This window comes from Martelella sp. K41-7 (genome assembly GCF_055808365.1).
In genome coordinates this window covers 4,134,107-4,156,578 of sequence record NZ_CM147867.1, presented here as the reverse complement: position 1 = coordinate 4,156,578, position 22,472 = coordinate 4,134,107, and the positions used below count along the sequence as shown (strand labels likewise).

General features: G+C 59.5%; 20 protein-coding genes and 1 pseudogene. 11 read left to right on the top strand and 10 right to left on the bottom strand.

Annotation, left to right across the window (positions count from 1 at the left end; translation table 11 throughout):
* Positions 1-2: 2 nt before the first annotated feature.
* The 6 genes and pseudogenes from AC0L7L_RS19700 to AC0L7L_RS19675 all read left to right on the top strand — a co-directional run bounded on the left by AC0L7L_RS19700 (position 3) and on the right by AC0L7L_RS19675 (position 6,921).
* Positions 3-827, top strand: coding sequence for an ABC transporter ATP-binding protein (locus AC0L7L_RS19700; protein WP_473510912.1), 825 nt, complete (start codon positions 3-5; stop codon positions 825-827).
* Positions 827-1,681, top strand: a complete 855-nt coding sequence (locus AC0L7L_RS19695; protein ID WP_272213833.1) for an ABC transporter permease — start codon at positions 827-829, stop codon at positions 1,679-1,681. Before AC0L7L_RS19700 ends, AC0L7L_RS19695 begins: the two co-directional genes overlap by 1 nt.
* Positions 1,681-2,991: a cytosine deaminase gene (locus tag AC0L7L_RS19690; protein ID WP_272213832.1), complete on the top strand. Its 1,311-nt coding sequence runs from the start codon at positions 1,681-1,683 to the stop codon at positions 2,989-2,991. Before AC0L7L_RS19695 ends, AC0L7L_RS19690 begins: the two co-directional genes overlap by 1 nt.
* 2 nt (positions 2,992-2,993) lie before the next feature.
* Positions 2,994-4,404 (top strand): annotated as a pseudogene (locus tag AC0L7L_RS19685) (FAD-binding oxidoreductase).
* A gap of 1 nt (position 4,405) precedes the next feature.
* A complete protein-coding gene (locus AC0L7L_RS19680; RefSeq protein WP_272213830.1) occupies positions 4,406-4,987 on the top strand; it encodes an NAD(P)H-dependent oxidoreductase in 582 nt (193 codons plus the stop codon).
* 218 nt (positions 4,988-5,205) lie between these two features.
* Entirely contained in the window at positions 5,206-6,921 is a 1,716-nt protein-coding gene (locus AC0L7L_RS19675) for a GH32 C-terminal domain-containing protein (RefSeq protein WP_473510909.1), read from the top strand.
* A 12-nt stretch (positions 6,922-6,933) separates the two neighbouring features.
* Here the strand turns inward: AC0L7L_RS19675 and AC0L7L_RS19670 are convergent, their stop codons facing one another.
* Positions 6,934-7,323, bottom strand: a complete 390-nt coding sequence (locus AC0L7L_RS19670) for a RidA family protein (RefSeq protein ID WP_473510907.1) — start codon at positions 7,321-7,323, stop codon at positions 6,934-6,936.
* Between the two features lie 164 nt (positions 7,324-7,487).
* On the bottom strand, positions 7,488-8,189 hold the full coding sequence (ung, locus tag AC0L7L_RS19665; RefSeq protein ID WP_473510905.1) for a uracil-DNA glycosylase: 702 nt from the start codon (positions 8,187-8,189) through the stop codon (positions 7,488-7,490).
* 239 nt (positions 8,190-8,428) lie between these two features.
* Here ung and AC0L7L_RS19660 point away from each other — a divergent pair, with 239 nt between their 5' ends.
* From AC0L7L_RS19660 to AC0L7L_RS19650, 3 genes are read left to right on the top strand one after another with little or no spacing between them, the layout of a single operon-like run.
* Positions 8,429-9,400 carry an ABC transporter substrate-binding protein gene (locus tag AC0L7L_RS19660; RefSeq protein WP_473514016.1) on the top strand — a complete coding sequence of 324 codons (972 nt, stop codon included), beginning with the start codon at positions 8,429-8,431 and terminating at the stop codon, positions 9,398-9,400.
* 1 nt (position 9,401) lies between these two features.
* A complete protein-coding gene (locus AC0L7L_RS19655) occupies positions 9,402-10,340 on the top strand; it encodes an ABC transporter permease (RefSeq protein ID WP_473510903.1) in 939 nt (312 codons plus the stop codon).
* Entirely contained in the window at positions 10,340-11,137 is a 798-nt protein-coding gene (locus tag AC0L7L_RS19650; protein WP_473510901.1) for an ABC transporter ATP-binding protein, read from the top strand. Before AC0L7L_RS19655 ends, AC0L7L_RS19650 begins: the two co-directional genes overlap by 1 nt.
* A 59-nt stretch (positions 11,138-11,196) precedes the next feature.
* Here AC0L7L_RS19650 and AC0L7L_RS19645 read toward each other — a convergent pair whose 3' ends face one another.
* The 6 genes from AC0L7L_RS19645 to AC0L7L_RS19620 all read right to left on the bottom strand — a co-directional run bounded on the left by AC0L7L_RS19645 (position 11,197) and on the right by AC0L7L_RS19620 (position 18,084).
* On the bottom strand, positions 11,197-13,383 hold the full coding sequence (locus tag AC0L7L_RS19645; protein WP_272213820.1) for a glycoside hydrolase family 88 protein: 2,187 nt from the start codon (positions 13,381-13,383) through the stop codon (positions 11,197-11,199).
* 17 nt (positions 13,384-13,400) lie between these two features.
* Positions 13,401-13,790 (bottom strand): hypothetical protein, encoded by a 390-nt coding sequence (locus AC0L7L_RS19640; RefSeq protein ID WP_272213819.1) that lies wholly within the window; start codon positions 13,788-13,790, stop codon positions 13,401-13,403.
* A 67-nt stretch (positions 13,791-13,857) separates the two neighbouring features.
* Positions 13,858-15,132, bottom strand: coding sequence for an ABC transporter substrate-binding protein (locus AC0L7L_RS19635; protein ID WP_473510898.1), 1,275 nt, complete (start codon positions 15,130-15,132; stop codon positions 13,858-13,860).
* Positions 15,133-15,167: 35 nt separating this feature from the next.
* Positions 15,168-16,280, bottom strand: coding sequence for an ABC transporter ATP-binding protein (locus AC0L7L_RS19630; protein ID WP_272213816.1), 1,113 nt, complete (start codon positions 16,278-16,280; stop codon positions 15,168-15,170).
* Positions 16,281-16,285: 5 nt separating this feature from the next.
* Positions 16,286-17,197: a carbohydrate ABC transporter permease gene (locus AC0L7L_RS19625; protein WP_272213815.1), complete on the bottom strand. Its 912-nt coding sequence runs from the start codon at positions 17,195-17,197 to the stop codon at positions 16,286-16,288.
* Between the two features lie 2 nt (positions 17,198-17,199).
* Positions 17,200-18,084: a carbohydrate ABC transporter permease gene (locus AC0L7L_RS19620; RefSeq protein WP_473510895.1), complete on the bottom strand. Its 885-nt coding sequence runs from the start codon at positions 18,082-18,084 to the stop codon at positions 17,200-17,202.
* Between the two features lie 325 nt (positions 18,085-18,409).
* On the opposite strand from AC0L7L_RS19620, the gene AC0L7L_RS19615 reads away from it, so the two are divergent.
* Positions 18,410-19,327: a helix-turn-helix transcriptional regulator gene (locus tag AC0L7L_RS19615; protein ID WP_473510893.1), complete on the top strand. Its 918-nt coding sequence runs from the start codon at positions 18,410-18,412 to the stop codon at positions 19,325-19,327.
* Between the two features lie 3 nt (positions 19,328-19,330).
* Here the strand turns inward: AC0L7L_RS19615 and AC0L7L_RS19610 are convergent, their stop codons facing one another.
* Both AC0L7L_RS19610 and AC0L7L_RS19605 read right to left on the bottom strand, forming a co-directional pair.
* Positions 19,331-20,239 carry a sugar kinase gene (locus tag AC0L7L_RS19610; protein WP_272213810.1) on the bottom strand — a complete coding sequence of 303 codons (909 nt, stop codon included), beginning with the start codon at positions 20,237-20,239 and terminating at the stop codon, positions 19,331-19,333.
* Entirely contained in the window at positions 20,236-20,937 is a 702-nt protein-coding gene (locus tag AC0L7L_RS19605; protein ID WP_272213809.1) for a GntR family transcriptional regulator, read from the bottom strand. The genes AC0L7L_RS19610 and AC0L7L_RS19605 overlap by 4 nt, the downstream gene beginning before the upstream one ends.
* Before the next feature lie 106 nt (positions 20,938-21,043).
* Between AC0L7L_RS19605 and uxaC the strand changes: the two genes are divergently transcribed.
* A complete protein-coding gene (gene uxaC / locus AC0L7L_RS19600; RefSeq protein ID WP_473510890.1) occupies positions 21,044-22,447 on the top strand; it encodes a glucuronate isomerase in 1,404 nt (467 codons plus the stop codon).
* Positions 22,448-22,472: the final 25 nt, after the last annotated feature.

Sequence of the window (22,472 nt, the reverse complement as noted above, 5' to 3'; positions counted from 1 at the left end):
GCATGCCGAACGCAAGTGCCGAGACCCAGGCAGCGCCGCCCCTCCACAAGCCGCTTGTGAAGATGGAGCATGTCACCAAGATCTTCTCCAACGGCACGGTTGCGCTCAACGACATGTCGCTCACAGTGCGCCAGGGTGAATTCGTCAGCCTGCTCGGCCCGTCCGGCTGCGGTAAGTCTACCGCCCTCAGGATCATCGCCGCACTCGGCGATGTCACCCGTGGAGCAATCGACTGGCCAAGCTCGCGCATTTCCGCCAAGGGCCGCCCCGAAGGCGATATTAGCTTCGTGTTCCAGGAACCGACATTGATGCCCTGGGCCACGGTGTTCGGCAATGTTTACCTTCCGCTTAAATTGCGCGGCCAGTCGCAATCCGGCGTGCGCGACCAAATCATGGAAATCCTGAGGACCGTCGGCCTGCAGGATTTCGCCAACGCCTATCCGCGCGAGCTGTCCGGCGGCATGAAAATGCGCGTCTCGATTGCCCGCGCACTGGTGACCAAGCCGAAACTTCTGCTGATGGACGAACCATTTGCCGCGCTCGACGAGATCACCCGCCAGCGGCTCAACGACGATGTGCTGCGGCTCTGGCACGAGACCGGCATCACCGTCGTGTTCGTGACCCATTCGGTGTTCGAATCCGCCTACCTCTCCAATCGTATCGTGGTGATGCGCGCCCGTCCCGGACAGGTTTTTGACGATTTTGCGCTCGACACCAGTCAGATCCGCGATGAGGACTACCGCTCCTCGGATGAATATCACCAGGCCTGCGCGAAAGTGTCCCATGCGCTGCAGGGCGCGATCCACGCGGCAGGAGGAGAACACTGATGAGCGACAAGGTGAGCGCCATTGAGCACGACGGATCCGCTTATGCCAGACCCGGCTTCTGGTCCCGCCACGGCGAGACCATTCTGAAAATCCTGATTCCGGCCGCAGTCCTCGCTCTTCTGGTGGGAATCTGGCAGGCGATCGTGGTCATTTACCAAACGCCGCATTACATCCTTCCCGGCCCGCTGCTAGTGCTTGAAGCCTTCTTCGAGGATTGGGGAACGCTTGCACCGGCACTTTGGGTGACCACCAAGATCACCTTCATTTCGCTCGGCCTTGCCCTTGTCGGCGGGGTCGGCATCGCCGTGATCATGGTGCAGTCGCGCTGGATCGAGACCGCGCTTTACCCGATCACCGTGATCCTTCAGGTCACCCCGATCGTGGCGATTGCGCCGTTGATCCTGATCTACACCCCGACAACCCAGATCGCGCTTCTGATCTGCGCCTTTCTGGTCGCCTTCTTCCCGATCCTCTCCAACATGGCGCAAGGGCTGAAGAGCGTTGACCACAACCTGTTGAACCTGTTCGAGCTCTACGGCGCCTCACGCTGGCAGACGCTGATCCACCTGAAACTGCCGGCCTCGATGCCCTATTTCATGACCGGTCTCAGGATTGGCGGTGGGCTGGCGCTGATTGCCGCCGTGGTTGCCGAATTTGCGGCGGGTTCCGCAGGTGCGGGATCTGGCCTTGCCTTCCGGCTTCTGGAATCGCAATACCGACTCAACATTCCGCGTCTGTTTGCGGCCCTGTTCATGCTTGCCTGTCTCGGTGTAGCGATCTTTGCGCTCACCTCCTTCATTTCCTGGCTGTTCCTGCACCGCTGGCACGAAAGCAGCCTCAAGAGGGAAAACTGATGCCGGATTTCATGAGACTGCCGGAAGCGCGCTCATTTGCGCTCTTACGGGCGAGCGTGCCCGCTGTCTGCCTTGCGGATGCCAGCGGCCTCCAGGCGAAGGAAGGCCTGATTTCTGCCGATATTGTGGTCGAAAATGGCAAGATTGACGCCATCCTGCCGTCCGGCACCGCACCAGCGGCCCTTCCCGCCGCCGATATGCGCGACGGCATGGTGTGGCCATGCTTCACCGACATGCACACCCATATCGACAAGGGCCATATCTGGGAGCGCCGCCGCAATCCCGACGGCACCTTCATGGGGGCGCTTGAAAACGTGATGGCCGACCGTCAGGCAAATTGGTCCGCCGACGATGTCGCCGCCCGCATGGAATTCTCGCTGAAATCGGCCTATGCCCACGGCACGGGCCTGCTGCGCACCCATATAGACAGCCTGCCGCCCCAGCACGAAATCTCCTTCGAGGTGTTTTCGCACATCCGCGAGAAATGGGCGGATCGGATTGAGCTTCAGGCAGTCGCCCTATTTGCCATCGATATGATCTTCGAGCCCTTCTTCGATGATCTGATCACGCTTCTGAAACGCCATAACGGGCTGGTCGGCGGTGTGACTCAGATGTTGCCGGACCTCGATCAGCGGCTTGACCGGATGTTTCAGGCGGCCGGCGAGAACGGTCTCGACATCGATCTGCACGTTGACGAAACCGAAGACCGCGAAGTGCTGACGCTTGGCCGCATTGCCGATGCCAAGCTCCGCAACGGGTTTGAGGGTGCAGTTACCGTCGGTCACTGCTGCTCGCTGGCGCGCCAGGATGACGAAACGGCAAAGCGCACCATTGACCGTGTGGCCGAGGCCGGGCTCTCCGTTGTCTCGCTGCCGATGTGCAACATGTATCTGCAGGACCGCCACGAAGGCCGCACGCCGCGCTGGCGCGGGGTCACACTGTTCAAGGAACTGGCCGCCGCAGGCGTGAAAACCGCCGTTTCCTCCGACAATACCCGCGATCCCTTCTATGCCTATGGTGATCTTGATCCCGTTGAGGTGATCCGCGAGGCCGTGCGCATTCTCCAACTCGACCACCCGCTGGATGAGACCGCCCGGATCATCACCCGCACGCCTGCCGAAATTCTCGGGCGCCCCGAACGCGGTGTGATTGCCGAAGGCGGCCCCGCCGACCTCGTTTTATTCAGCGCACGGCGCTGGAGCGAATTCCTTTCCCGTCCGCAGGCCGACCGCATCGTGATGCGGAATGGCATGGGCATCGACCGCAGCCTGCCGGATTACCGCGAACTTGACCCGCTGATGGATAAGTGAACATGCCGGACTATCAACAGATCAAGACCGAACTCGAGGGCATCGCCATCGAAGACAATCCCAACATGGTTCTGCGCAAGAGCCGGGATTTCTACTGGTATTCGCCCATTCTCAAGCAACAGCTTGAAAGCGTGACCGGTGATCTGGTGGTCTCGCCGAAGAATGAAGACGAGCTGATCAAGATCCTGAAGGTCGCTTTCAAACATGATGTTCCGGTCACCGCGCGCGGCGGCGGCACCGGCAATTACGGCCAGTGCATGCCGCTTTCCGGCGGTATCGTGCTCGACATGACCAAGATGAACGCGATAAAGGAAATCCATCCCGGCCGCGTGGTCGTCGAAGCCGGCATCATCTGTGCCCAGCTCGACAAAGAGTTGAAGGAAAAGTCCGGTCAGGAACTGCGGTTCCATCCCTCGACCACCGGCCAGTGCCACGCTTGGCGGCTTCATTGCTGGCGGTTCCGGCGGTGTCGGTTCGGTTCACTGGGGAGGCCTTCGCGATCTCGGCAATGTGCTGCGTCTCAGGATCGTGACGCTGGAAGAAGAGCCGCGCGTGATGGAGCTGACGGCTCGGGACCTTCTCAAGGTCAGCCATGCCTATGGCACCAACGGCATTATTACCGAAGTCGAGATGCCGCTCGCGCCCGCCTATGACTGGGTGGATGTGATGGTCGGCCACGACAGTTACATGGATGCAGTACGGTTTTCCGACCGGCTGGCAAAATCGAGCGGCATTCTTGTCAAGGAAATCGCCCCGATCGCCGCGCCTGTGCCCTATGCCTATTTCAACCGCCACAAGCCATACCTAAAGGAAGGCGAAGCCGTTTCCGTCGTCATGGTCGCGCCGCATTCCATGGAGCCGTTCGAAGCGCTGGTAAACCTCTACAAGGGCGAAATCCGCTTCCGCTCCGATGAGGCGGAAAGCCTGCGTGGCCTGCCGCGTGCGTATGAACTTGGCTGGAACCACACAACGCTGCGCGCTTTGAAGATGGAGCCGGATGCGTTCACCTATCTTCAGGTTCAGTATCCCGGCCCCGATCATGTCGCCAAAGTTCAGGAAATGACCGAACTTTTCGGCGACGAGGTGATCGGCCATCTGGAGTTTCTGCGTTTTGACGGCGCCATCCAGTGTTCCGGCCTGCCGCTGGTGCGCTACACCACAGCAGAGCGGCTGGAAGAGATCATCCGCATCCATGAGGACCACGGCTGCCCGATCTTCAACCCGCATCGCTATACGCTGGAAGAAGGCGGCATGAAGCAGACCGACGAGCAGCAGCTTGCCTTCAAGAAGGAAACCGACCCGAAGGGCCTGTTGAACCCCGGCAAGATGATCGCCTGGGAAAACCCGGATTTTGACTTCAAGGCCGGCAAGAACTTCCTGTTCAAGGGCCTTTCCGAGACGGGAGCCGAGTGAGATGCGCGTTCTCGTACTTTTCAGCCATCCGGTGGAAACCAGCTATGGCGCGGCACTGCATGCACAAGTCGTTGAGAGCCTGAAAATGGCAGGCCACGAGGTCGATGACTGCGACCTCTACGGCGAAGGCTTCCAGCCGGTGCTGACCCGCGAAGAGCGGATCGGCTATCACGACTATCCGGAAAATACCGGACCGGTCGCCTCCTATGTCGAACGGCTCAGGAAAGCCGAAGCGCTGGTGATTGTCAGCCCGGTCTGGAATTTCGGTTTTCCGGCCATGTTGAAAGGCTATTTCGACCGCGTCTGGCTGCCGGGCGTCTCCTTCGCGCTTGAAGACGGAAAACTGACCCCGACGCTGCGCCATATCACCAAGCTCGCCGCCGTGTTCACCTATGGTGCAACGCCGATGCGGGCCTTTCTGGCCGGCAATCCGCCCAAGAAGATCGTCAAACGCGTTCTGCGCGCACAGATCAAGCTCGGCGCGCCTGTTTCCTTCATGGCGCATTACGACATGAACAACTGCACGGACGAGACGCGCGCCGATTTTCTGGCCAAAGTGAAGGCCGAGATGGAGGCTTTCTGAGCTTTCTGTCACCCTCCCCCTTTACATCACAGCTCAGGCCACTAGGTCTAGACGTGTCCCGCAAGTACGCCTCACAGGCGCTTGCGGGCTCTTTTGAGCGAGGCCGGAGCGCCCGACGCGGCGCATTTGCGCGTGAGATACGCTTTGGCACTTTAGGAATAGCGCATATTTCCGGGCTTTCGGACCCGCCATGCGCCAGACGCGGGAAATGAGGCCGTATGTCCACACTTGAGCAGAAAACCGCTGACGAGACCCGCCTGCGCAAATTGCGCGGCACTGTGCCGGTAAACGCGGTGCTTCATGTCTGGCTGAAGGCGGTTCATCCGCATGCCCCCGCCGAGCTCAGGCTATCGTTGAACGAGCGGGTGTTCGGCGACGTCTATGTGCAGAACTCCGAGGAATATGAATTCCGGATGTTTTTCGTGCCCCATGGCGGCGAACTCGAATGCGCCTATGATCCCGAGACCACGACGATTTCGGTTGCCTACTGGTTCACCGATGCCAAGGTGCTGGAAGAAGGCATTACCGTTCTGCGCACCCATGCGGCCAACGCCCCCGCGCCGGCGCCCGGCAGCTACCACTTCCGCCCGCCCTTCGGTTGGATGAATGACCCGAATGGTTTCGGACGCTTCAACGGTTCGACGCATCTGTTCTACCAGCATTATTCGCACGGTCTGACATGGAACACCATGCATTGGGGCCACGCGATCTCGGAGGACTATCTGCACTGGCGGCACCTGCCGATCTTCCTGTTTCCTTCAGAGGAACTGACCGCCAAACCGGACAAGCGCGGCGGTGCTTTTTCGGGCTCGGCCATTCCACTCGAAAATTCGGCCGGCGTGCGCGTGTTCTTCACCGAAAGCGTGATCGAGCGCGATCCGGAGCGCGAAATCCAGATGGTGGCCACCTCGCAATCGCTGATCTTCGCGGGCGCGGCCAAGCCCTTGATCGACAAACGTCCGGAGCTTGAGGGCCTGACACTCGATTTCCGCGATCCTTATGTCTTCCGCGGGCCGGATGGCTATTGGAAAATGCTGCTCGGCAGCCGCCAGGGCGAAGAGGGCGTTGTCCTGCTCTACCAGACGGCAGATCTGACGGCGGCAAGCGGATGGGAGTTCGTCGACATCCTTCATCGTGAAGGCCGGTTCAACACCCAGGTGGTGGAATGCCCATGCCTTTTGCCGCTCGACGGACCGGCGGGCGATCCCCATACCCATTGGGTGCTGGTCTGTGGCCTGATGCACAGCCATCATGAGGAAACCGGTCGCAAAAACCTGACCCTTGCGACCGTCGGCCATTTCGACGGAAAAGTCTTCACGCCCGACTTCGAGCAAGAACTCGACTTCGTGACCGACAATTATGCCTTCCAGGCCTTCCTCGATCATGGAACACCGGTGGGCATCGGCTGGCTGGCCAACTGGGCTGACGCCGCACCGGAGATCGACTTTCCGACAGCGATGACGCTGCCGCGCAATCTGGTTTATGATGCTGCCGACGGCACGCTGCTGACGCCGCCGATTGAAGGCGTCGAGGTGCTCCGCGACCAGTTGCTGGATGACAGCGCGCTTGCGGCGGGTGATCCTGTGATGCTGGAAGCGGGCCAGGCCGAGATCGTGATTGAACTCGATCCCCATGACGGGCCGTTCGAGCTCGACCTCTACCACAACAATATCGAGATCACGATCAAGGTCGACAACGAAGGCCTGCGGCTGATTTACATGGACGATACCAAGGCACCGACGCCCGACTACGTCGCGCCGGGCGCTAATCCGAGCCATCTGCGGGTGTTTCTCGATATCGGGTCTGTTGAAGTGTTTGCCGATAACGGCCGCTGGGCCGGAACCAAGCGCATCGCCGGTTTCGATCCCGTCCATTCGCTCAGAATTCGCGAAGGCGCGGTCAAAGCGGCGAAGGTATGGTCGCTCGCCCTGTGAGAGGAAACCGGGTTACGGCAGCTTGGCTGCCGTAACCTCGACCTCGACCAGAAACTCCGCGCGGGTGAAGCCAGAGACGATCAAAAGCGTGGATACCGGCATCGGATCACTGATGAAGCGGTCGCGGACACCCATATAGGCCGGGAAATCCTCACGCGTGGTGACATAGCCGGTAATGCGGATCACATCCTCAAACCCCATGTCAGCCTCTGCAAGAATTTTTTCGATTGCCGAAAAACAGAGTTCTGCCTGGGCGCTGACGGAACGCGGAATGACCTCGTCCAGTCCGATGCCGAGTTGGCCGGACGTCACCAGCAGGCCGGCACCCGGCGGCACGTAGAACCCATGGCTGTAATTGCCGAAAGGCTTGCGAACGCCGGCAGGGTTGATGCTCTTCTTCATGTGAAACCGCCTTATGAAAAACTGTCAAACCGCATGGCCGCAGAAAGGCCCGGCTGTCAAGCAGCCATAAGCCCGGACCGTTGGGTAATGTAGAGACCGCCACAGAAATTATAAGGCGGTGCCCGGCTTAATCCCCCGGTTTCACCGGATTTCCGCCGCGAGGTCTATTCTTGCGCCGGGTCTTCCGGCAGTTGCCAGTCCACCGGCTCCAACCCTTGCTCAAGGAGAAACTGGTTGGCTTTCGAAAAATGCCGGCAACCGAAGAAGCCGTTATAGGCAGAAAGCGGCGAAGGATGGGGTGCTTTCAGCACCAGGTGGCGGGACCGATCGACGAAGGACGCTTTTTTCTGCGCATAGGCGCCCCAGAGCATGAACACCACATGGGGGCATTCTTCATTGACCACGCGGATGACGGCATCGGTGAAATTTTCCCAGCCTTTGCCGCGATGGGAGGCGGCGGCGGCCTGCCGAACGGTCAGGACGGAGTTCAAAAGCAGCACACCCTGACGTGACCAATGCTCCAGAAAGCCGTGATTGACCTTCTGGAAACCGACATCGGTTGCCAGTTCCTTGTAGATATTGACGAGCGAAGGCGGAACGCGCACGCCCGGCTGCACCGAAAAGCAGAGCCCATGGGCCTGTCCTGGACCGTGATAGGGGTCCTGGCCCAAGATCACGACGCGAACCTGATCCAGCGGCGTCAGGTCGAGTGCGCGAAAATATTCGGTGCCCTTGGGAAACACGGTCTGACCGGCACGCTTTTCCGCGAGCAGAAAGGATCTGAGTTCTGCCATATAGGCACTCTCGAATTCCGGGCTGAGTTTCTCCCGCCAGCCGTCCTCAAGCCTGATCTCGCCGTGTGTCATTGCTGTGGTCCGTGTCTTCGAATAGCAATCAATCCGCTCATCACTGTGTTACCTGTGCCTTCAGCGATTTGCAAACCGCAAGGGGGCTGGTCAAAGACTTCGAAAACCTGCGAGAAAAAGGCTCTGCAACAACCTCCGGCGTTGACCGGCGAAAGGTGGCAGGCCAAACTGCCCCGCGTGATCACAGCGCGCAAAACCGCGCGAGAACAATCCTGACAGGGGGTTTCGAAATGCTCAATCTGAAGACTGCGGTGCTGGCCACCGCTGCTGTAGCCGCGATGGCGGGTTTCACCGCACCGGTACTGGCGCAGGACAGCGACGAGAAAACGGTTGCTATCACTTACATCGTCGAACATCCCGCGCTTGACGCCGTGCGTGAGGGCATTATCGAAAGCCTCGCCGAAAAGGGCTATACCGAAGGTGATAACCTCACCGTGGTTGCCCGCTCGGCCCAGGGCAACATGACCACCCAGACCCAGATCGCTTCCGAGTTCGCCGGCCTCAAACCCGATGTCACGGTTGGCATTTCCACGCCATCGGCCCAGGCGCTGAAGAATTCGATGGGCGATACGCCGGTCGTGTTTGCCGCCGTTACCGATCCGGTCGCCGCCGGTCTTGTCGAAAACCCGGAAGCGCCCGAAGCCAACATCACCGGCACCTCCGACAAGCAGCCGCCAAAGCCTGCGCTCGAATTGATCCAGGCGCTGGTTCCCGGCGTCAAGACCATCGGCGTGATCTACAATCCGGGTGAAGCCAACTCGGTCGTTCAGGTCGAAGACATCAAGGCAGGCGCGGCCGAACTCGGCCTCGAAGTCGTTGAAAGCCCCGCCGCCCAGTCGACCATGGTGCCGGATGCAGCGCGCAACCTTGTCGGCAAGGCTGACGCCATTCTGCTGCCGACCGACAATTCGGTGATCTCGGTGCTCGAAGCCATCATCACCGTTGGTGAGCGCGCCAAGTTGCCGGTCTTCACCACCGATACCGATTCCGTCGAGCGCGGCGCGGTTGCAGCGCTTGGCTTCAACTATGCCGAAATGGGCAAAGTCACCGGTGACATGGTTGCCGAAATCCTCGCTGGCAAGACACCGTCGGAAATCGCCGTTGTCGTTCCCGGCAATCAGGATCTGTTCCTCAACATGAAAGCTGCCGAAGCCATGGGCATCACGGTTCCGGACAGCATCAAGAACAGCGCCAAGAAGGTCATCGAATAATATGACGCTTTTCGCTCTCGCCGGGGCCTTTGAGACCGGCTTGCTCTTCGCCCTCGTGGCGTTGAGCATTTTTATGTCCTTTCGGGTGCTCGACTTTCCCGATTTGACGGTGGACGGGAGCTTTCCCCTCGGCGCGGCGGTTTCGGCCGCCGCCATCGTCAACGGTATTGATCCTTTCATCGCAACGTTTTTCGGCATGCTCGCAGGGGCTGCCGCCGGTTTCGTTACCGGCCTTTTGAACGTGCGCTTCGGGATCATGAACCTTCTGGCCGGCATCCTGTCGATGGTGGCGCTTTTTTCCATCAATCTGCGCATCATGGGACGCCCGAACCTGCCGGTTTACGGCCAGGACACCGTGTTCTCACGCTTCGAAAGCGTGGTCGATGCAGGGCTGTGGAGCAACACGATCCTGCTTTTGATCATCGCCATTGGCGCGAAGCTGATTGTCGACTGGTTCCTGAAAACCGAGATCGGCCTCGGGCTCAGGGCGTCAGGTGAAAACCCCGCCATGGCCGAAGCCCAGGGCATTCGCAACGGCGCGATGACGCTGCTCGGCATGTCGATTGCCAATGCGCTCTGCGCGCTCGCCGGCTCGCTGTTTGCGCAGATGCAGGGCGTTGCCGACGTGACCATGGGCGTCGGCACCATCGTCACAGGCCTTGCAGCCCTGATTATCGGCGAGGCGATCCTTGGCCGTCGCACGGTGTTTCTGGCAACGCTCGGCTGTGTCATCGGCGCCGTCGTCTACAGGCTTTTCATCGCGTTTGCGCTTTCGGCAGGCTTCATCGGCATCAAGCCGCAGGACCTGAACCTGATTACCGCCGTGGTGGTGGCCGTCGCCGTGGTTCTCTCCCAGAACCGTGGCAAACGCGGACGCAAGCAACTCTTCAATTTCAGGCTGGTGCGTGGCGCCCAGCAAAACGATGAGGGACAGGATTGATGCTTTCCCTTTCCGATATCCGCATCACCTTCAACCCGGGCACGGCAACGGAAGTCAAGGCGCTGCGCGGCATCTCGATGGCAATCGACGAGGGCGAGTTCGTGACCGTGATCGGTTCGAACGGCGCCGGCAAGTCGACGCTTCTCTCCACCGTGGTCGGCACCGTCAAGCCGGATCAGGGCACCGTCAAACTCGACGGACTGGATGTCACCAGCTGGCCCGCCGCCAAACGCGCGCGCTATGTCGGCCGGGTATTCCAGGAGCCACGGCTCGGCACCTGTTCCTCGCTTTCGATCGAGGAAAACCTGGCGCTGGCGGCTGCCCGCGGCAAGAAACGGGGCCTCAGTCTCGCGCTTGGCCGCAAGGGGCAGAAAGCGATGTTTGCCGAGCATCTGGAAAAGCTCGGGCTTGGCCTTGAGCACCGCATGGGCACACCCATCGGCGCGCTTTCCGGCGGTCAGCGCCAGGCCGTCAGCCTGCTGATGGCAACGCTGCTGCCGATGAAGATTCTCGTCCTTGATGAGCATACGGCCGCGCTCGATCCGTCGGCCGCCCACAAGGTGCTGTCGCTGTCTTCCGAGATCGCCGGGGGACGCAAGCTGACGACGCTGATGGTGACCCATTCTATGCGCGACGCGCTGGCCTATGGCAGCCGGACACTGATGATGAATGCCGGGCAGATCGTGCTCGACATCAAGGGCGAGGAACGCTCGAAGCTCAAGGTCTCCGACCTGCTGGAACGCTTCGGCCGCGCCGCCGGCACCGAAATCGACGATGATCAGCTTGTGCTCGCGTAAGGCAAAAAAGGCGGCTGACCTTTCGGCCAGCCGCCAGCCTCGGGAGGAAGGCTTTGTTGTTATTGCCGGGTCAGAAGCTCGGCAAACCCCATCATGAAAGGGCCGACGCCCTTGATATCGTCGGGATTAATCGTCTCGGTCAGATAGTAACCAGGCGTGCCGTCGCGATACTGGCCATTGAAGCCGCCGAGACCGGCGACGCAGACGATGGCGCCAAGCACCCGGCGCCCCTCGGCATTCGTCTCAAACGCATTCTTGTAGAGCGCCTCAAAAGCCTTGCACCCAATACCGGCACTGTCGCCGAGCCCGAGCCGATCCGCCTTCAGGCAGGCATATGCGAACATCGCCGTTGCCGAGCTTTCGGCATAATTGCCGCCAAGGTCGGGACGATCCGGCACCTGCAGCCAGCGGCCATCTGCGGTTTTGAGCGCTGCAAGCCTGTCGGCAAGCGCTACCCAGCGGGCGATAATTGCCGAGCGTTGTTCGCCCTCCGGCAAGTATTCGGCGAGATCGACCATGGCCATCGCTGCCCAGCCAATGGCACGCGACCAGTGGGCGGGTGACTGGCCTGTATCCTTGTCAGCCCAGGGCTGTGCCTTGGCGGAATCATAGGCATGCCGGTAAAGTCGGCTGTCGGGGTCATAAGTCAGCTCCAGGCCGGTCAGCAGTTCGTCTGCCGCCTCGCCGACAAGGTCCGGCCTGTCAAAGGCCAGACCGTATTCGGCCTTGAACGGCAGCCCCATATAAAGACCGTCGAGCCAGACCTGTTCGGGATAACGGTGTTTGTGCCAGTGCGGGCCTTCCGGGACGCGCGGATGGCGGGCAAGCTGAGCGACAAGCTGATCGGCGGCCTTGCGGTAACGCGGATCATTGGAGCGTCGGGCAAGCCAGATCAGCGCACGACCGGAAAGAATGTTGTCGATGTTGAAATCATCCGCCACATAGCCGTTCATCACGCCGTTTTCATCGACCTGGGCATTAATCAGGCGGACGAGGTGATCGAGCCAGCGGCTCTCGCCGGTCGTCTCGTAAAGCGCGATCAGGCCGCGATAAAGGCAGCCGTCCTCATAGCAGAACGATCCGCCCTTATAGGCGTGATAGTCTTCGGTATATTCTTCGCAGTAGCGCAGCAGCGCCTGCCGGTAATAGGGGGCCTCGGCGCCGTCGCGAAAGAAAGTAACGTTGCGGGCGGTGACGGATGCATTTTCGGCAATGATGCCGCCATGGCGGACGGGATCGATCTGGCAGGCCATCACCGGCGGCTGGGCCTCAGCGTCCGGCGCATAGGATACGGTATAGTCCTCGATGGTCACATTCTCGATCGGCATTTCCGGCAGACCGTAGAATGCGGCGGCCGAGGTATGCACATTGCGCGCGACAATGCGACGGAAGGTGATATCCGACATCCGTGGCGTTTCATTACTGACGGGGTGAGGATCACGGGACTGCACATAATCAGACTTGCCGTCGGCATCGCAGAAATAGAACGCGTTCATCACAAAGGGACTGACGACATTGTCCATGTCGCAATCCTCAACCAGAATGCGACTGACAAACCCGCCGCGCCCGCGCCGGGTCTTGACCCGGAGGCCCCGGTCGGTGTCGCGCATCTCGCAGCGCGCAACCGTGACGCCGGAGACCGAACCGCTCATTTCCGAACCGATGACGACGCCGCCATGGCCACGCTCCATGAAGCAGTTTTCGATGCGGATATTGCGCGTCGGGCCATCAAGTCCGCCCTTGGGATCACGCTTGCCGGCCTTGATGGCGATACAGTCATCACCGACGGAAAAGTGGATACCGCGCATGCGCACATTTTCGCAGCATTCCGGATCGAAACCGTCAGTGTTGGGTGAGCCGGGATCGCTCTCGATCTTTACATCAGCGACGAGCATGTCTGTTGTAAAGACCGGATGCACCATCCAGGACGGCGAATTGCGGACCGTCACGCCTGTAACGGTGACATTGCTGCAGCGGTTGAAGAACAGGCTGCGCGGACGGCGCGCGCCATTGCGGGTTTCCTTGTGCCAGCTCCACCAGTCGCCGCGATCACCGCCGGCATCGATGACGCCTGCGCCGACAATGGCGATATCGGATGCATTGATAGTGGTCAGCAGGCTTGCATAGCAGGCCTCGGCGACACCTTCCCAGGTGCCGAGAACCCGGCCTTCCTCATCACGGGCAGGCAGGATCGGATACTGTTCGCGATCGACAATGCCATAAAGCGCGGCTTGCGCATCAAGCATCAGCGTCAGCCCGGACTTTAAAAAAGCGGGCCGGTCTTCCAAACGCCGGGGCCGAAATAAAGCGTGGCTCCTTCCGGCAAGTCATTGATCGTCTGCTGGATCTGGGCTGCATTGTTTTCTGACTGAAGGCTGGCGCCGGACGCCGAAACATCAGCAAAAGCCGTCTCGGCTTTTGTGACGAAATCGAACACCTCATCGCCGATCGCCAAACAGTATGCGGTGTGCGGCTCAAGACCATTGATCGAAAACACCGTGCGCTCGGTTACGCCCTCAGCTGCCGTTGCACCGGTGTTTTCTAAGGCAAGCCGCCATGCCTGCGGCGTCTTCAGGAAATATTTGTTCTCGCCGGAAAAGACGGCAAAGGTCACCGTCCTCGCCGAAACGGCGAGCAACTCAATGGCAGTCATCACAATCGTCCAAAAAGGATTTGGGAAAGAGGGGGCGGCGAGGTTCGCCGCCCCGGCAAGGCTTCAGCTAGTTGCGGACGCGATCCAGTACTTCGTTGACATTGTAGAGGATGTCATCGGCGGCCGTTTCAGCGTCGATCTGGCCATAGGCGAACTCTTCAAGCGTGTCGCCGATCGCCGAGGCGACCTGCGGATGCTCAAAATAGGGCGAGATCGTCGGGCCGGTTGCATCCAGAATGATCTGGTGGGCTTCGATCTGTTCCTGCGTGATGGCGCCCGCAGCCGTCAGCTGGTCAAACGCCGCCTTGGAAGCCGGAATACCGCGGGTCGTGCCGAGGATTTCGATTGCGCCGTCGTCGTTCAGCAGGCAATTGACCACTTCGGCGGCCGCGTCCCCATTGTCGGAATTGCGCGAGATCGAGAACAGCATGGACGGCTTGCGGTAGACACCGTCATTGGTCGCGCCTTCGGCCAGAAGAATCTTAGAGGGAACCAGAACCTGGCCTTCCTGCAGCGGGTCGGAGATCTTGAAATAGACCGTATCCCACTGATAGGTGCCAGCGATATGGCCATCAGCCCAGTTCGGGTTTTCATGCAGAACCAGATTGCCGCCGGCGGCGACTTTCGGCCAGGGGATGATCACGCCTTCGTCCGTATAGCGCTTGTACATTTCCAGCGCGTCGACCAGTTCCTCCATGGAGTAGTTGAACTCCAGGGTTTCCGGATCGATCATCGTCTTGCCGGTCTTCTGGGTCAGGTAAGCCGTCATCAGAAGGCGGGCATCGAGGCCGTCAGTGCCGGTTGCCTCATAGGGATAATAGTCGTCGCCGAGTTTTTCCTTGAACACCTTGCCGGCTTCTTCCAGCTCGACCCAGGTGGTCGGGACGGAAAGTCCGGCCTTTTCGAAGGTCGTCTGGTTGAACCAGGGCAGACGGCCGGTGATCGACAGCGGCAGGCCCTGCAGGTGGCCGTTCACGGTCGAGGTGGCAAGTTCGCCATCGGTCCACTGCGACAGGTCGATGATGTCGGAGAAGTCATTGAGGTCAGCAAAGCCTTCGCCATTCGGCGTGAACAGCGGAAGCCAGGGCCAGTTGATCTGCATGATGTCGGCTTCGGTGCGGCCGGCAAGCTGCGTGGTGATTTTCTCCTGATGGCCAGTCCAGCCGGTGAATTCCGGAGAAATCGTGTGGCCGAGTTTGTCGCCACAATATTTCAGCGCTTCCTGGGTTGCCAGGTGACGGCTGTCGCCGCCCCACCAGGACATGCGGAGATCGGCGGCATTGGCTGCCGTCATTGATGTTGCCGCCATCAGGCCGGCAAGAATGGTCAATTTCATGGTCATATTTTCCTCCCTTTGAAAAAGACGTTTGCGAAGACTTATGCCGACAGCGAGATGTTCTCGCCGGTGCGACGGTTGAAGATGTGCAAGGCGTCTTGTTGCGGCATGATGCGGATTGCATCGTCACGCAGGTACTGACGCTCAAGCCCCGTTGCCGGGACGACGACGATGAAGGACTGATCCTCGACCGTGATGTAGAGATAGACCTCATGCCCCATGAACTCGACATGGGAGATGCGACCAAGAAGCCCCTCTTCGGCATCCTGATCCACAACGGTGAAGTGCTGCGGACGGACGCCGAAGGTCACTTCGCTCGGCGCATCCTTGTCGATACGGGCACGGGCCTTGTCATCGATGGTGAAGGTCTGTGTGCCGATCTTGAGCTTGCCGCCGTCAACCAGCGTAGCATCGCCGATATTCATCTCGGGCGAGCCGATGAAGCCTGCAACAAAGGCGTTGGCCGGCCTCTGGTACAGCGTATAGGGGTCGGCGACCTGCATGATCCGGCCTTCCTTCATCACGCAGATGCGGTTGCCCATGGTCATGGCTTCCGTCTGGTCATGGGTGACGTAGACAACGGTCGAATGCATGCCCTCCGACAGAAGCTGCTTGTGCAGATCGGTAATGCGCACGCGCATCGAGGCGCGCAGTTTGGCATCAAGGTTCGACAGCGGTTCGTCGAACAGGAACACCTGCGGCTTCTTGATCAGCGCGCGACCAACGGCAACGCGCTGGGCCTGACCACCGGAAAGCTGTTTCGGCAAGCGCTCCAGATACTCCTCGATTTCGAGGATATGCGAGACTTCCTCGGTGGAGGCGGCAATCTCGTCCTTCGGTGCATGCTTGAGGCGCAGACCGAAGGAAAGGTTATTCTTCACCTTCATATGCGGATAGAGCGCATAGTTCTGGAACACCATCGCGATGCCGCGCTGGCCCGGAGGTTTGTCGTTGACGAGATCGTCGCCGATGCGGATTTCACCGCCGGAGATGCGCTCCAGACCGGCAATCATGCGGAGCGTCGTTGACTTGGCGCAGCCGGACGGGCCGACCAGCACCATGAACTCCCCATCTTCGATTTCCAGGTCAATGCCGTGGACGGCCTTGAACTTGCCGTAGACCTTTTCGAGACTTTTCAGCTGAACTCTGGCCATGGTTGTTATCCTTTGACTCCGCCAGCGGAGATACCTTCGATGAAATATTTCTGTGCCACGAAGAACACGACGAGGGCGGGTGTGATCGCGAGCACCGACATGGAGAGTATTTTGTTCCAGGCGAATGCTTCGGTGGTATCGATCGACAGTTTGAGGGCCAGCGAGACCGGGTATTTGTCGACCGAGGACAGGTAGATCAACGGCCCGAGGAAGTCGTTCATCGTCCACATGAACTGGAACAGGCAGACCGAAATCAGGGCCGGCGTGAGCAGCGGTACGATGATGAAGAGAAGGGCCTGCCAGCTCGAGGCGCCGTCAACACGCGCGGCCTCTTCCATGTCCCGCGGGATGGCGCGCAGGAACTGAACCAGCATGAAGACGAAGAACGCATCGCCGGCAAGTGCTGACGGCACCCACAGCGGCAGGAAACTATCCAGCCAGCCGAATTCACGGAACAGCAAATACTGCGGAATGCGGGTAACCACGTTCGGCAGTAGCAGGATCGCGATCAATGATGCGAACAGCACCTTCTTTCCGGGGAACTCGAACCGGGCGAAGCCATAGGCGACGGCCGTTGCCGAGATCGCCGTCCCGATCATCTTCGGGATCAGGATCAGGAGGGTGTTGAGAAAGAACCGGCCGAACGTATAGGGCGTCGAGGTCTTCCAGCCTTCGATATAGCCGCTGACGGTCGGGTGCGTCGGCCAGAAGCCGGCGCTCGTGAACATTTCGGCATTGGTCTTGAACGATGCGCCAATCAGCCAGATCAGCGGATAGAGCATGATCAGTCCGACCACGAACAGGATCACGTAGCGAATGATCGACGAAATGAAAATCTTGCGCTGTTCGCGCTTGCGGGCGCGGATGGCTTCCAGATCGTGGGTGGACAGCATGCTCGACAAGGTTTGCTCTGTCATGATCAGCTCCTCTTGTCGCCGGCGTAGTAGACCCAGTGGCGCGACGACCAGAAGGCAATCAGCGTCAGGACCATGATGATGGCGAACATGACCCAGGCAATCGCCGAGGCATATCCCATGCGGAAATTCTTGAAGGCTTCGTCATAAATGTAGAGCGGCAGCAGGTAGGTCGATTTCAGCGGACCGCCATCGGTGATGATGTATGGACCGTTGAACTCCTGGAAAGCCTGAACCGTCTGCATGATGAGGTTGAAGAAGATCACCGGCGTGATCAGCGGCAGGGTGATGAAAAAGAAGGTCTTCCACTTGCCAGCGCCGTCAATGGCAGCCGCCTCATAAAGCGAGTTATCAACGCTCTGCAGTGCCGCCAGGAAGATCACCATTGCCGAACCAAACTGCCACAGACGCAGAAGCGTGATGGTGAACAGCGCATTGCCGGGATCACCGAACCAGTTGACGCCCTGAAGGCCGATGCCTTCAAGCATCATGTTGATCAGGCCGACATCGGCAAAAAGATAACGCCACAAAACCGCAATCGCGACCGAACCGCCAAGGATCGACGGCACGTAAAAGGCCGTGCGGAAGAAGCCGATAAACTTGAGCTTGTAGTTCAGGATCACAGCGATGAAGAGCGCGAAGACCAGCTTCAGCGGCACCGTCGAGAACACGTAGATCAGCGTGACCGACAGCGATTTGTTGAAGGTGCGGTCATGCGTGAACAGGCGGATATAGTTTTTCAGGCCGACGAAATGCGGCGCGCTCATCAGCGAGTAGTCAGTAAAGGACAACACGAATGATGCAAGAAATGGCACTGCCGTGAACAGCAGCAAGCCGATGATATATGGGGACAGATAGGCGAGCCCCATGAAACGATTCTCACCGCTCATGACCGCATTCCCGTTTGTTGATTCCGGCAGGCGCAGCTGCCCCGTGGGAGCGCATCGCCAAGGCCTTGTCCGCCGTCAAGACGGGCATCGCTAGGCATGCGTATAGGCAGCCGGCCCCGAAGGGCAGCACGGATGTTGTTGTGTTCTGATTTGTGCATGGCGCAAAGGCGCAGGCGCGGGATCAACCCAGTCGGGTTTTGATTTTTCCCATACGAGCGACATCCTCCCAGATGTTTATTTCTGCTATACGCCTTTATTTCGGCGTTTCCGCTGTTCATAATCATGTTTTGAAGTCGGTTTGGAATAGAGGGTTTCGGACAAAAAGATGGATAAAATCGAAGGTGGAGTTCTTGACGGTCTCGCGGTGAGTGCACTGAATCTGACGCTGACCCGCTCGGCCATCAGGATGCTGCACACATCGACCTGGAAAGCCGACAAGGTCAACACGGTGCATGACCTCGTCATCTGCCTGACCGGCCGGGCCGAATACGAGATTGCCGGAGAAGCTTTCGAAATGAAGCCCGGCCGTGCCATGCTGATTCCCGCCGGGGAACGCTTCATCGGATGGTCCACCTCCGAAGAGCTCTATACCGGTGTCGCGCAGCATTTCAGGGTCGAGGTTTTCGGCCGCATGGACCTGTTCGAACAGATGGACTGCCGCATATGGGTCGACCTGCCGCGCTGGGAGATGATTGCGCCGCTGGCTCGCCACTACCGCGAGACCGCCCCCTTGTCTTCAACCACATTCACCCAGCATCACATCTTCATGGTGCTGCTGATCGAATTCATCGAGGCCGCCTTCATTCGCTGGCGCCCGCAGCAGGATGTCGCCGTCAACAATCCGGACAGCCTATCGCTTTCGGTGATGGTTGCTGCATCGCAGATCGCGGCCGATCCGCTGAACCCGGAAACGGTGGAACGCGTCCTTAAAGCAATCCCCTACAATCAGGACTATTTCCGCCGCGAGTTCAAGAAACAGGTCGGGCTGACACCGCCCAAATATCAGGAGTTCAAGAGGATGGAGCGCGCTATGGCGCTTTTGGCCAGCGGGCAGACCGTCAAGCAGGCCGCCGCCTTTGTCGGCTATGACGATAGCTATTATTTCTCGCGGATGTTCAAGCGCTATATCGGCGTGAGCCCTGCCGGCTACAAGATGCTGAACAAGCGCCACCAGGAAGGCGCGTTTCCGCGCGGCGAGGAGGACGGCATGGCCGTCTTCCCCCTGCTGAGACCGCGGGAATAGATCTCACACATCCACAAGTGCGCCGCGCGCGCCGATCACACGGGCAGAAAGCGCCGAGCCCTTCGCAAGCGCCTCGACAAGGGGTGCGCCGGTCATCAGCGCGGCAATCAGGCCGGCATTGAAGCTGTCGCCGGCTGCCGTCGTATCAACCACTTTGTCCGATGGGGTGGGCTTGAACGTCACCGGTCCCTCTTTGGCGTCCTCGGCAAAGATCGTGTCCGGACCGTTCTTGACGATCACCGTCTTGACGCCGGCAGCCCGGTAGCGTGCGATCGTGGCTTGCGGATTTTCATCACCGAAGATTGCGCCATCCTCATCGAAGGACGGCAGCACGATATCGCTGACGCCGGCTGCCTGCATGATGGTCTCCGCCATGATCTCACGCGAGGGCCACAGCCGGGCGCGCATGTTCGGGTCAAAGGCGATGACGGTGCCGGCAGCGCGCGCTTCAGCGAGCAGCGCGAGCAGGGTCTGGCGATATTCGGCATTGACCACGGCCATGGTGATCCCGGAAAACAGCACCAGCCCCCTGCCCGCAAGCGCTTTGGCAAGGGCTTCGGGATCTTCGGCCAGAAGCTTTGCCGCTGACTGACCGCGCCAGTAGGAGAAACTGCGCTCGCCGTTTTTGAGCGCGATCATATAGAGCCCGACAGTGCGATCCTCGATGCGGCGCACCGAGGACGTGCCAATGCCAGCTTCATTCATGAAGGCCAGCATCTCGTCGGAAACGGTATCTGTTCCGGCACCGGTAAAATAGTCGACCGAGAGATCAGCCGGCAGCTGACGGGCGAGATACCAAGCGGAATTGAAGGTGTCGCCGGCAAAACCACGGGTATAGGCGCCATCTTCGCGCGGGGCCATTTCGACCATGCATTCGCCGACACACAAGATATTTCTGGGCAGGTTTTTCATTCGTCTTCCGTTTCGAAAAAGGCTGGATGCGAGACATTGATCCGCTCAACGATCTTGGCAATCTGCGACAGATGGCTTCGCATGGCCTTTACGGCCGCGTCTACATCATGCGCTTCGATTGCGTCCAATATCACGGCATGTTCACTGAGTGCGCTTTCCGCACCGAAGGACAGGCTGAGATACCGTACACGGTCCATATGCGCCTTGTGGTCGCGGATCAATATCCATGCGTCACTATGGCCCGAAAGCGCGCAGATCTGCTTGTGAAATCCATCGTCAAGAGCGTGAAAACCGGTCTTGTTCCCCGACCGGATAGCTGCGGACTGCTCGGCCAGATTGGTCCGCAATATATCGGCGTCTTCTCTGTTGCAGCAGGTTGCCGCAGCTTCGGCGGTTGCCAGCTCGAGCGCGCTGCGAATAAAGTGCGCCTGCATCACCGCCCGCTTCGAAATATGGGTCACGAGCGTCGCACGCTGCGGACGGATGAGCAGAAAACCTTGCTGCGACAGGCGATAGAAAGCATCGCGCACCGGTTGCCGGGAAACGCCGAGGATACGAGCAACCTCGACCTCGGAAAGCTTCGATCCGGGCGGCAATTCATTCTCGATGATCTGGCGATAGAGATGATCATAAACCAGATCGGTCACGGTCGGCTGACGCGCTTGCTCCAACGTGCCGATATTTAGTTTTCCGACCATGAACTCCTCCATTGACAGACTTCGCATACTAACATATTAGTTTTCAAGAAAAATGCAATCGCACATTTTCCGACATACAAGAAAACCTGAAGCGGGAGTCTACAAGATGCTCAACAAGGACCGGCTTTTTCCGATCGAACCGAAGACGCGGGACCTGGCGCGCGCGCTGTACAACGAAATCAGTACACTCCCCATCATCAGCCCCCACGGTCACACCGATCCGCGATGGTATGCCGAAAACGAGCCCTTCCCGGATCCGGCCAAGCTGTTCGTAGTGCCCGATCACTACGTCTTCCGCATGCTCTGCTCGCAGGGCGTCAAGCTGACCGATCTGGGTGTTCCCCGCGTCGATGGCGGCGAGACGGAAACCGACAGCCGCAAGATCTGGCGCCTGTTTGCCGAAAACTTCTACCTGCTGCGCGGAACCCCGAGCCGCGGCTGGCTGGAACACGCCTTCGAGCACGTCTTCGGCCTCACCAAGCGCTTCGGCCCCGAGACGGCAGACGAATTCTACGACCATATCGACGAGTGCCTGCAGAAGCCGGAATTCCGTCCGCGCGCGCTGTTTGAACGCTTCAACATCGAAGCGATCGCCACCACGGAAAGCCCCCTTGATGATCTGAAATGGCACGCGATGATCCGCGATTCGGGTTGGACCGGCGGCAAGGTTGTCACCTCGTATCGCCCTGACCCGGTTGTCGATCCCGATTTCGAGGGTTTTGCCGATAACATCGAAAAGTTCGGCGAACTGACCGGCGTCGATACGACAAAATACGACAACTATCTCGAAGCCCACCGCATCCGCCGTGCTTTCTTCAAGCGGTTTGGCGCCACCGCGACCGACCACGGCCACCCGACGGCGCGGACCGAGGACCTTCCGAAGGCCGAGGTTGAAGCCTTGTTCACCAAGGCGCTGAAGGGTGAATGCACCGCAGACGAGGCAGAGGCCTTCCGAGGTCACATGTTGACCGAGATGGCCCGTATGAGCGTCGAGGACGGTCTGGTTCTGCAGATTCATCCGGGCTCGACCCGCAATCATTCGGATGAAATCATGGCCCGCCATGGCCGTGACAAGGGTTTCGATATCCCCGCGCAGACCAATTACGGCAAGGCGCTGCGTCCGCTCCTCAATGCAGTCGGCATGGAGCCAGACCTGACCATCATCGTGTTCACCCTCGATGAGACCGCCTACTCACGTGAACTGGCCCCGCTTGCCGGCGTGTACCCGGCGCTGAGGCTCGGCCCCGCCTGGTGGTTCCACGACAGCCCCGAGGGCATGCGCCGCTACCGTGAAATGGTCACGGAAACGGCAGGCTTTTACAACACGGTCGGCTTCAACGACGATACGCGTGCATTCTGCTCGATCCCCGCACGCCACGATGTCGCCCGCCGCGTCGACTGCGCGTTCCTCGCAACCCTCGTCGCCACGGGCCGCCTCGATGAAGATGAGGCACCGGAAGTCGCACGTGACTTGACATACAATTTGGTCAAACGCGCCTACCGGCTCTAGCCAAAGCCACTTTCAAGCCGGGATA

Coding starts and splice junctions, on each gene's coding strand:
- AC0L7L_RS19700 (WP_473510912.1), top strand. CDS start 3: ATGCCGAACGCAAGTGCCGAGACCCAGGCAGCGCCGCCCCTCCACAAG.
- AC0L7L_RS19695 (WP_272213833.1), top strand. CDS start 827: ATGAGCGACAAGGTGAGCGCCATTGAGCACGACGGATCCGCTTATGCC.
- AC0L7L_RS19690 (WP_272213832.1), top strand. CDS start 1,681: ATGCCGGATTTCATGAGACTGCCGGAAGCGCGCTCATTTGCGCTCTTA.
- AC0L7L_RS19680 (WP_272213830.1), top strand. CDS start 4,406: ATGCGCGTTCTCGTACTTTTCAGCCATCCGGTGGAAACCAGCTATGGC.
- AC0L7L_RS19675 (WP_473510909.1), top strand. CDS start 5,206: ATGTCCACACTTGAGCAGAAAACCGCTGACGAGACCCGCCTGCGCAAA.
- AC0L7L_RS19670 (WP_473510907.1), bottom strand. CDS start 7,323: ATGAAGAAGAGCATCAACCCTGCCGGCGTTCGCAAGCCTTTCGGCAAT.
- ung (WP_473510905.1), bottom strand. CDS start 8,189: ATGACACACGGCGAGATCAGGCTTGAGGACGGCTGGCGGGAGAAACTC.
- AC0L7L_RS19655 (WP_473510903.1), top strand. CDS start 9,402: ATGACGCTTTTCGCTCTCGCCGGGGCCTTTGAGACCGGCTTGCTCTTC.
- AC0L7L_RS19650 (WP_473510901.1), top strand. CDS start 10,340: ATGCTTTCCCTTTCCGATATCCGCATCACCTTCAACCCGGGCACGGCA.
- AC0L7L_RS19645 (WP_272213820.1), bottom strand. CDS start 13,383: ATGCTTGATGCGCAAGCCGCGCTTTATGGCATTGTCGATCGCGAACAG.
- AC0L7L_RS19640 (WP_272213819.1), bottom strand. CDS start 13,790: ATGACTGCCATTGAGTTGCTCGCCGTTTCGGCGAGGACGGTGACCTTT.
- AC0L7L_RS19635 (WP_473510898.1), bottom strand. CDS start 15,132: ATGACCATGAAATTGACCATTCTTGCCGGCCTGATGGCGGCAACATCA.
- AC0L7L_RS19630 (WP_272213816.1), bottom strand. CDS start 16,280: ATGGCCAGAGTTCAGCTGAAAAGTCTCGAAAAGGTCTACGGCAAGTTC.
- AC0L7L_RS19625 (WP_272213815.1), bottom strand. CDS start 17,197: ATGACAGAGCAAACCTTGTCGAGCATGCTGTCCACCCACGATCTGGAA.
- AC0L7L_RS19620 (WP_473510895.1), bottom strand. CDS start 18,084: ATGAGCGGTGAGAATCGTTTCATGGGGCTCGCCTATCTGTCCCCATAT.
- AC0L7L_RS19615 (WP_473510893.1), top strand. CDS start 18,410: ATGGATAAAATCGAAGGTGGAGTTCTTGACGGTCTCGCGGTGAGTGCA.
- AC0L7L_RS19610 (WP_272213810.1), bottom strand. CDS start 20,239: ATGAAAAACCTGCCCAGAAATATCTTGTGTGTCGGCGAATGCATGGTC.
- AC0L7L_RS19605 (WP_272213809.1), bottom strand. CDS start 20,937: ATGGTCGGAAAACTAAATATCGGCACGTTGGAGCAAGCGCGTCAGCCG.
- uxaC (WP_473510890.1), top strand. CDS start 21,044: ATGCTCAACAAGGACCGGCTTTTTCCGATCGAACCGAAGACGCGGGAC.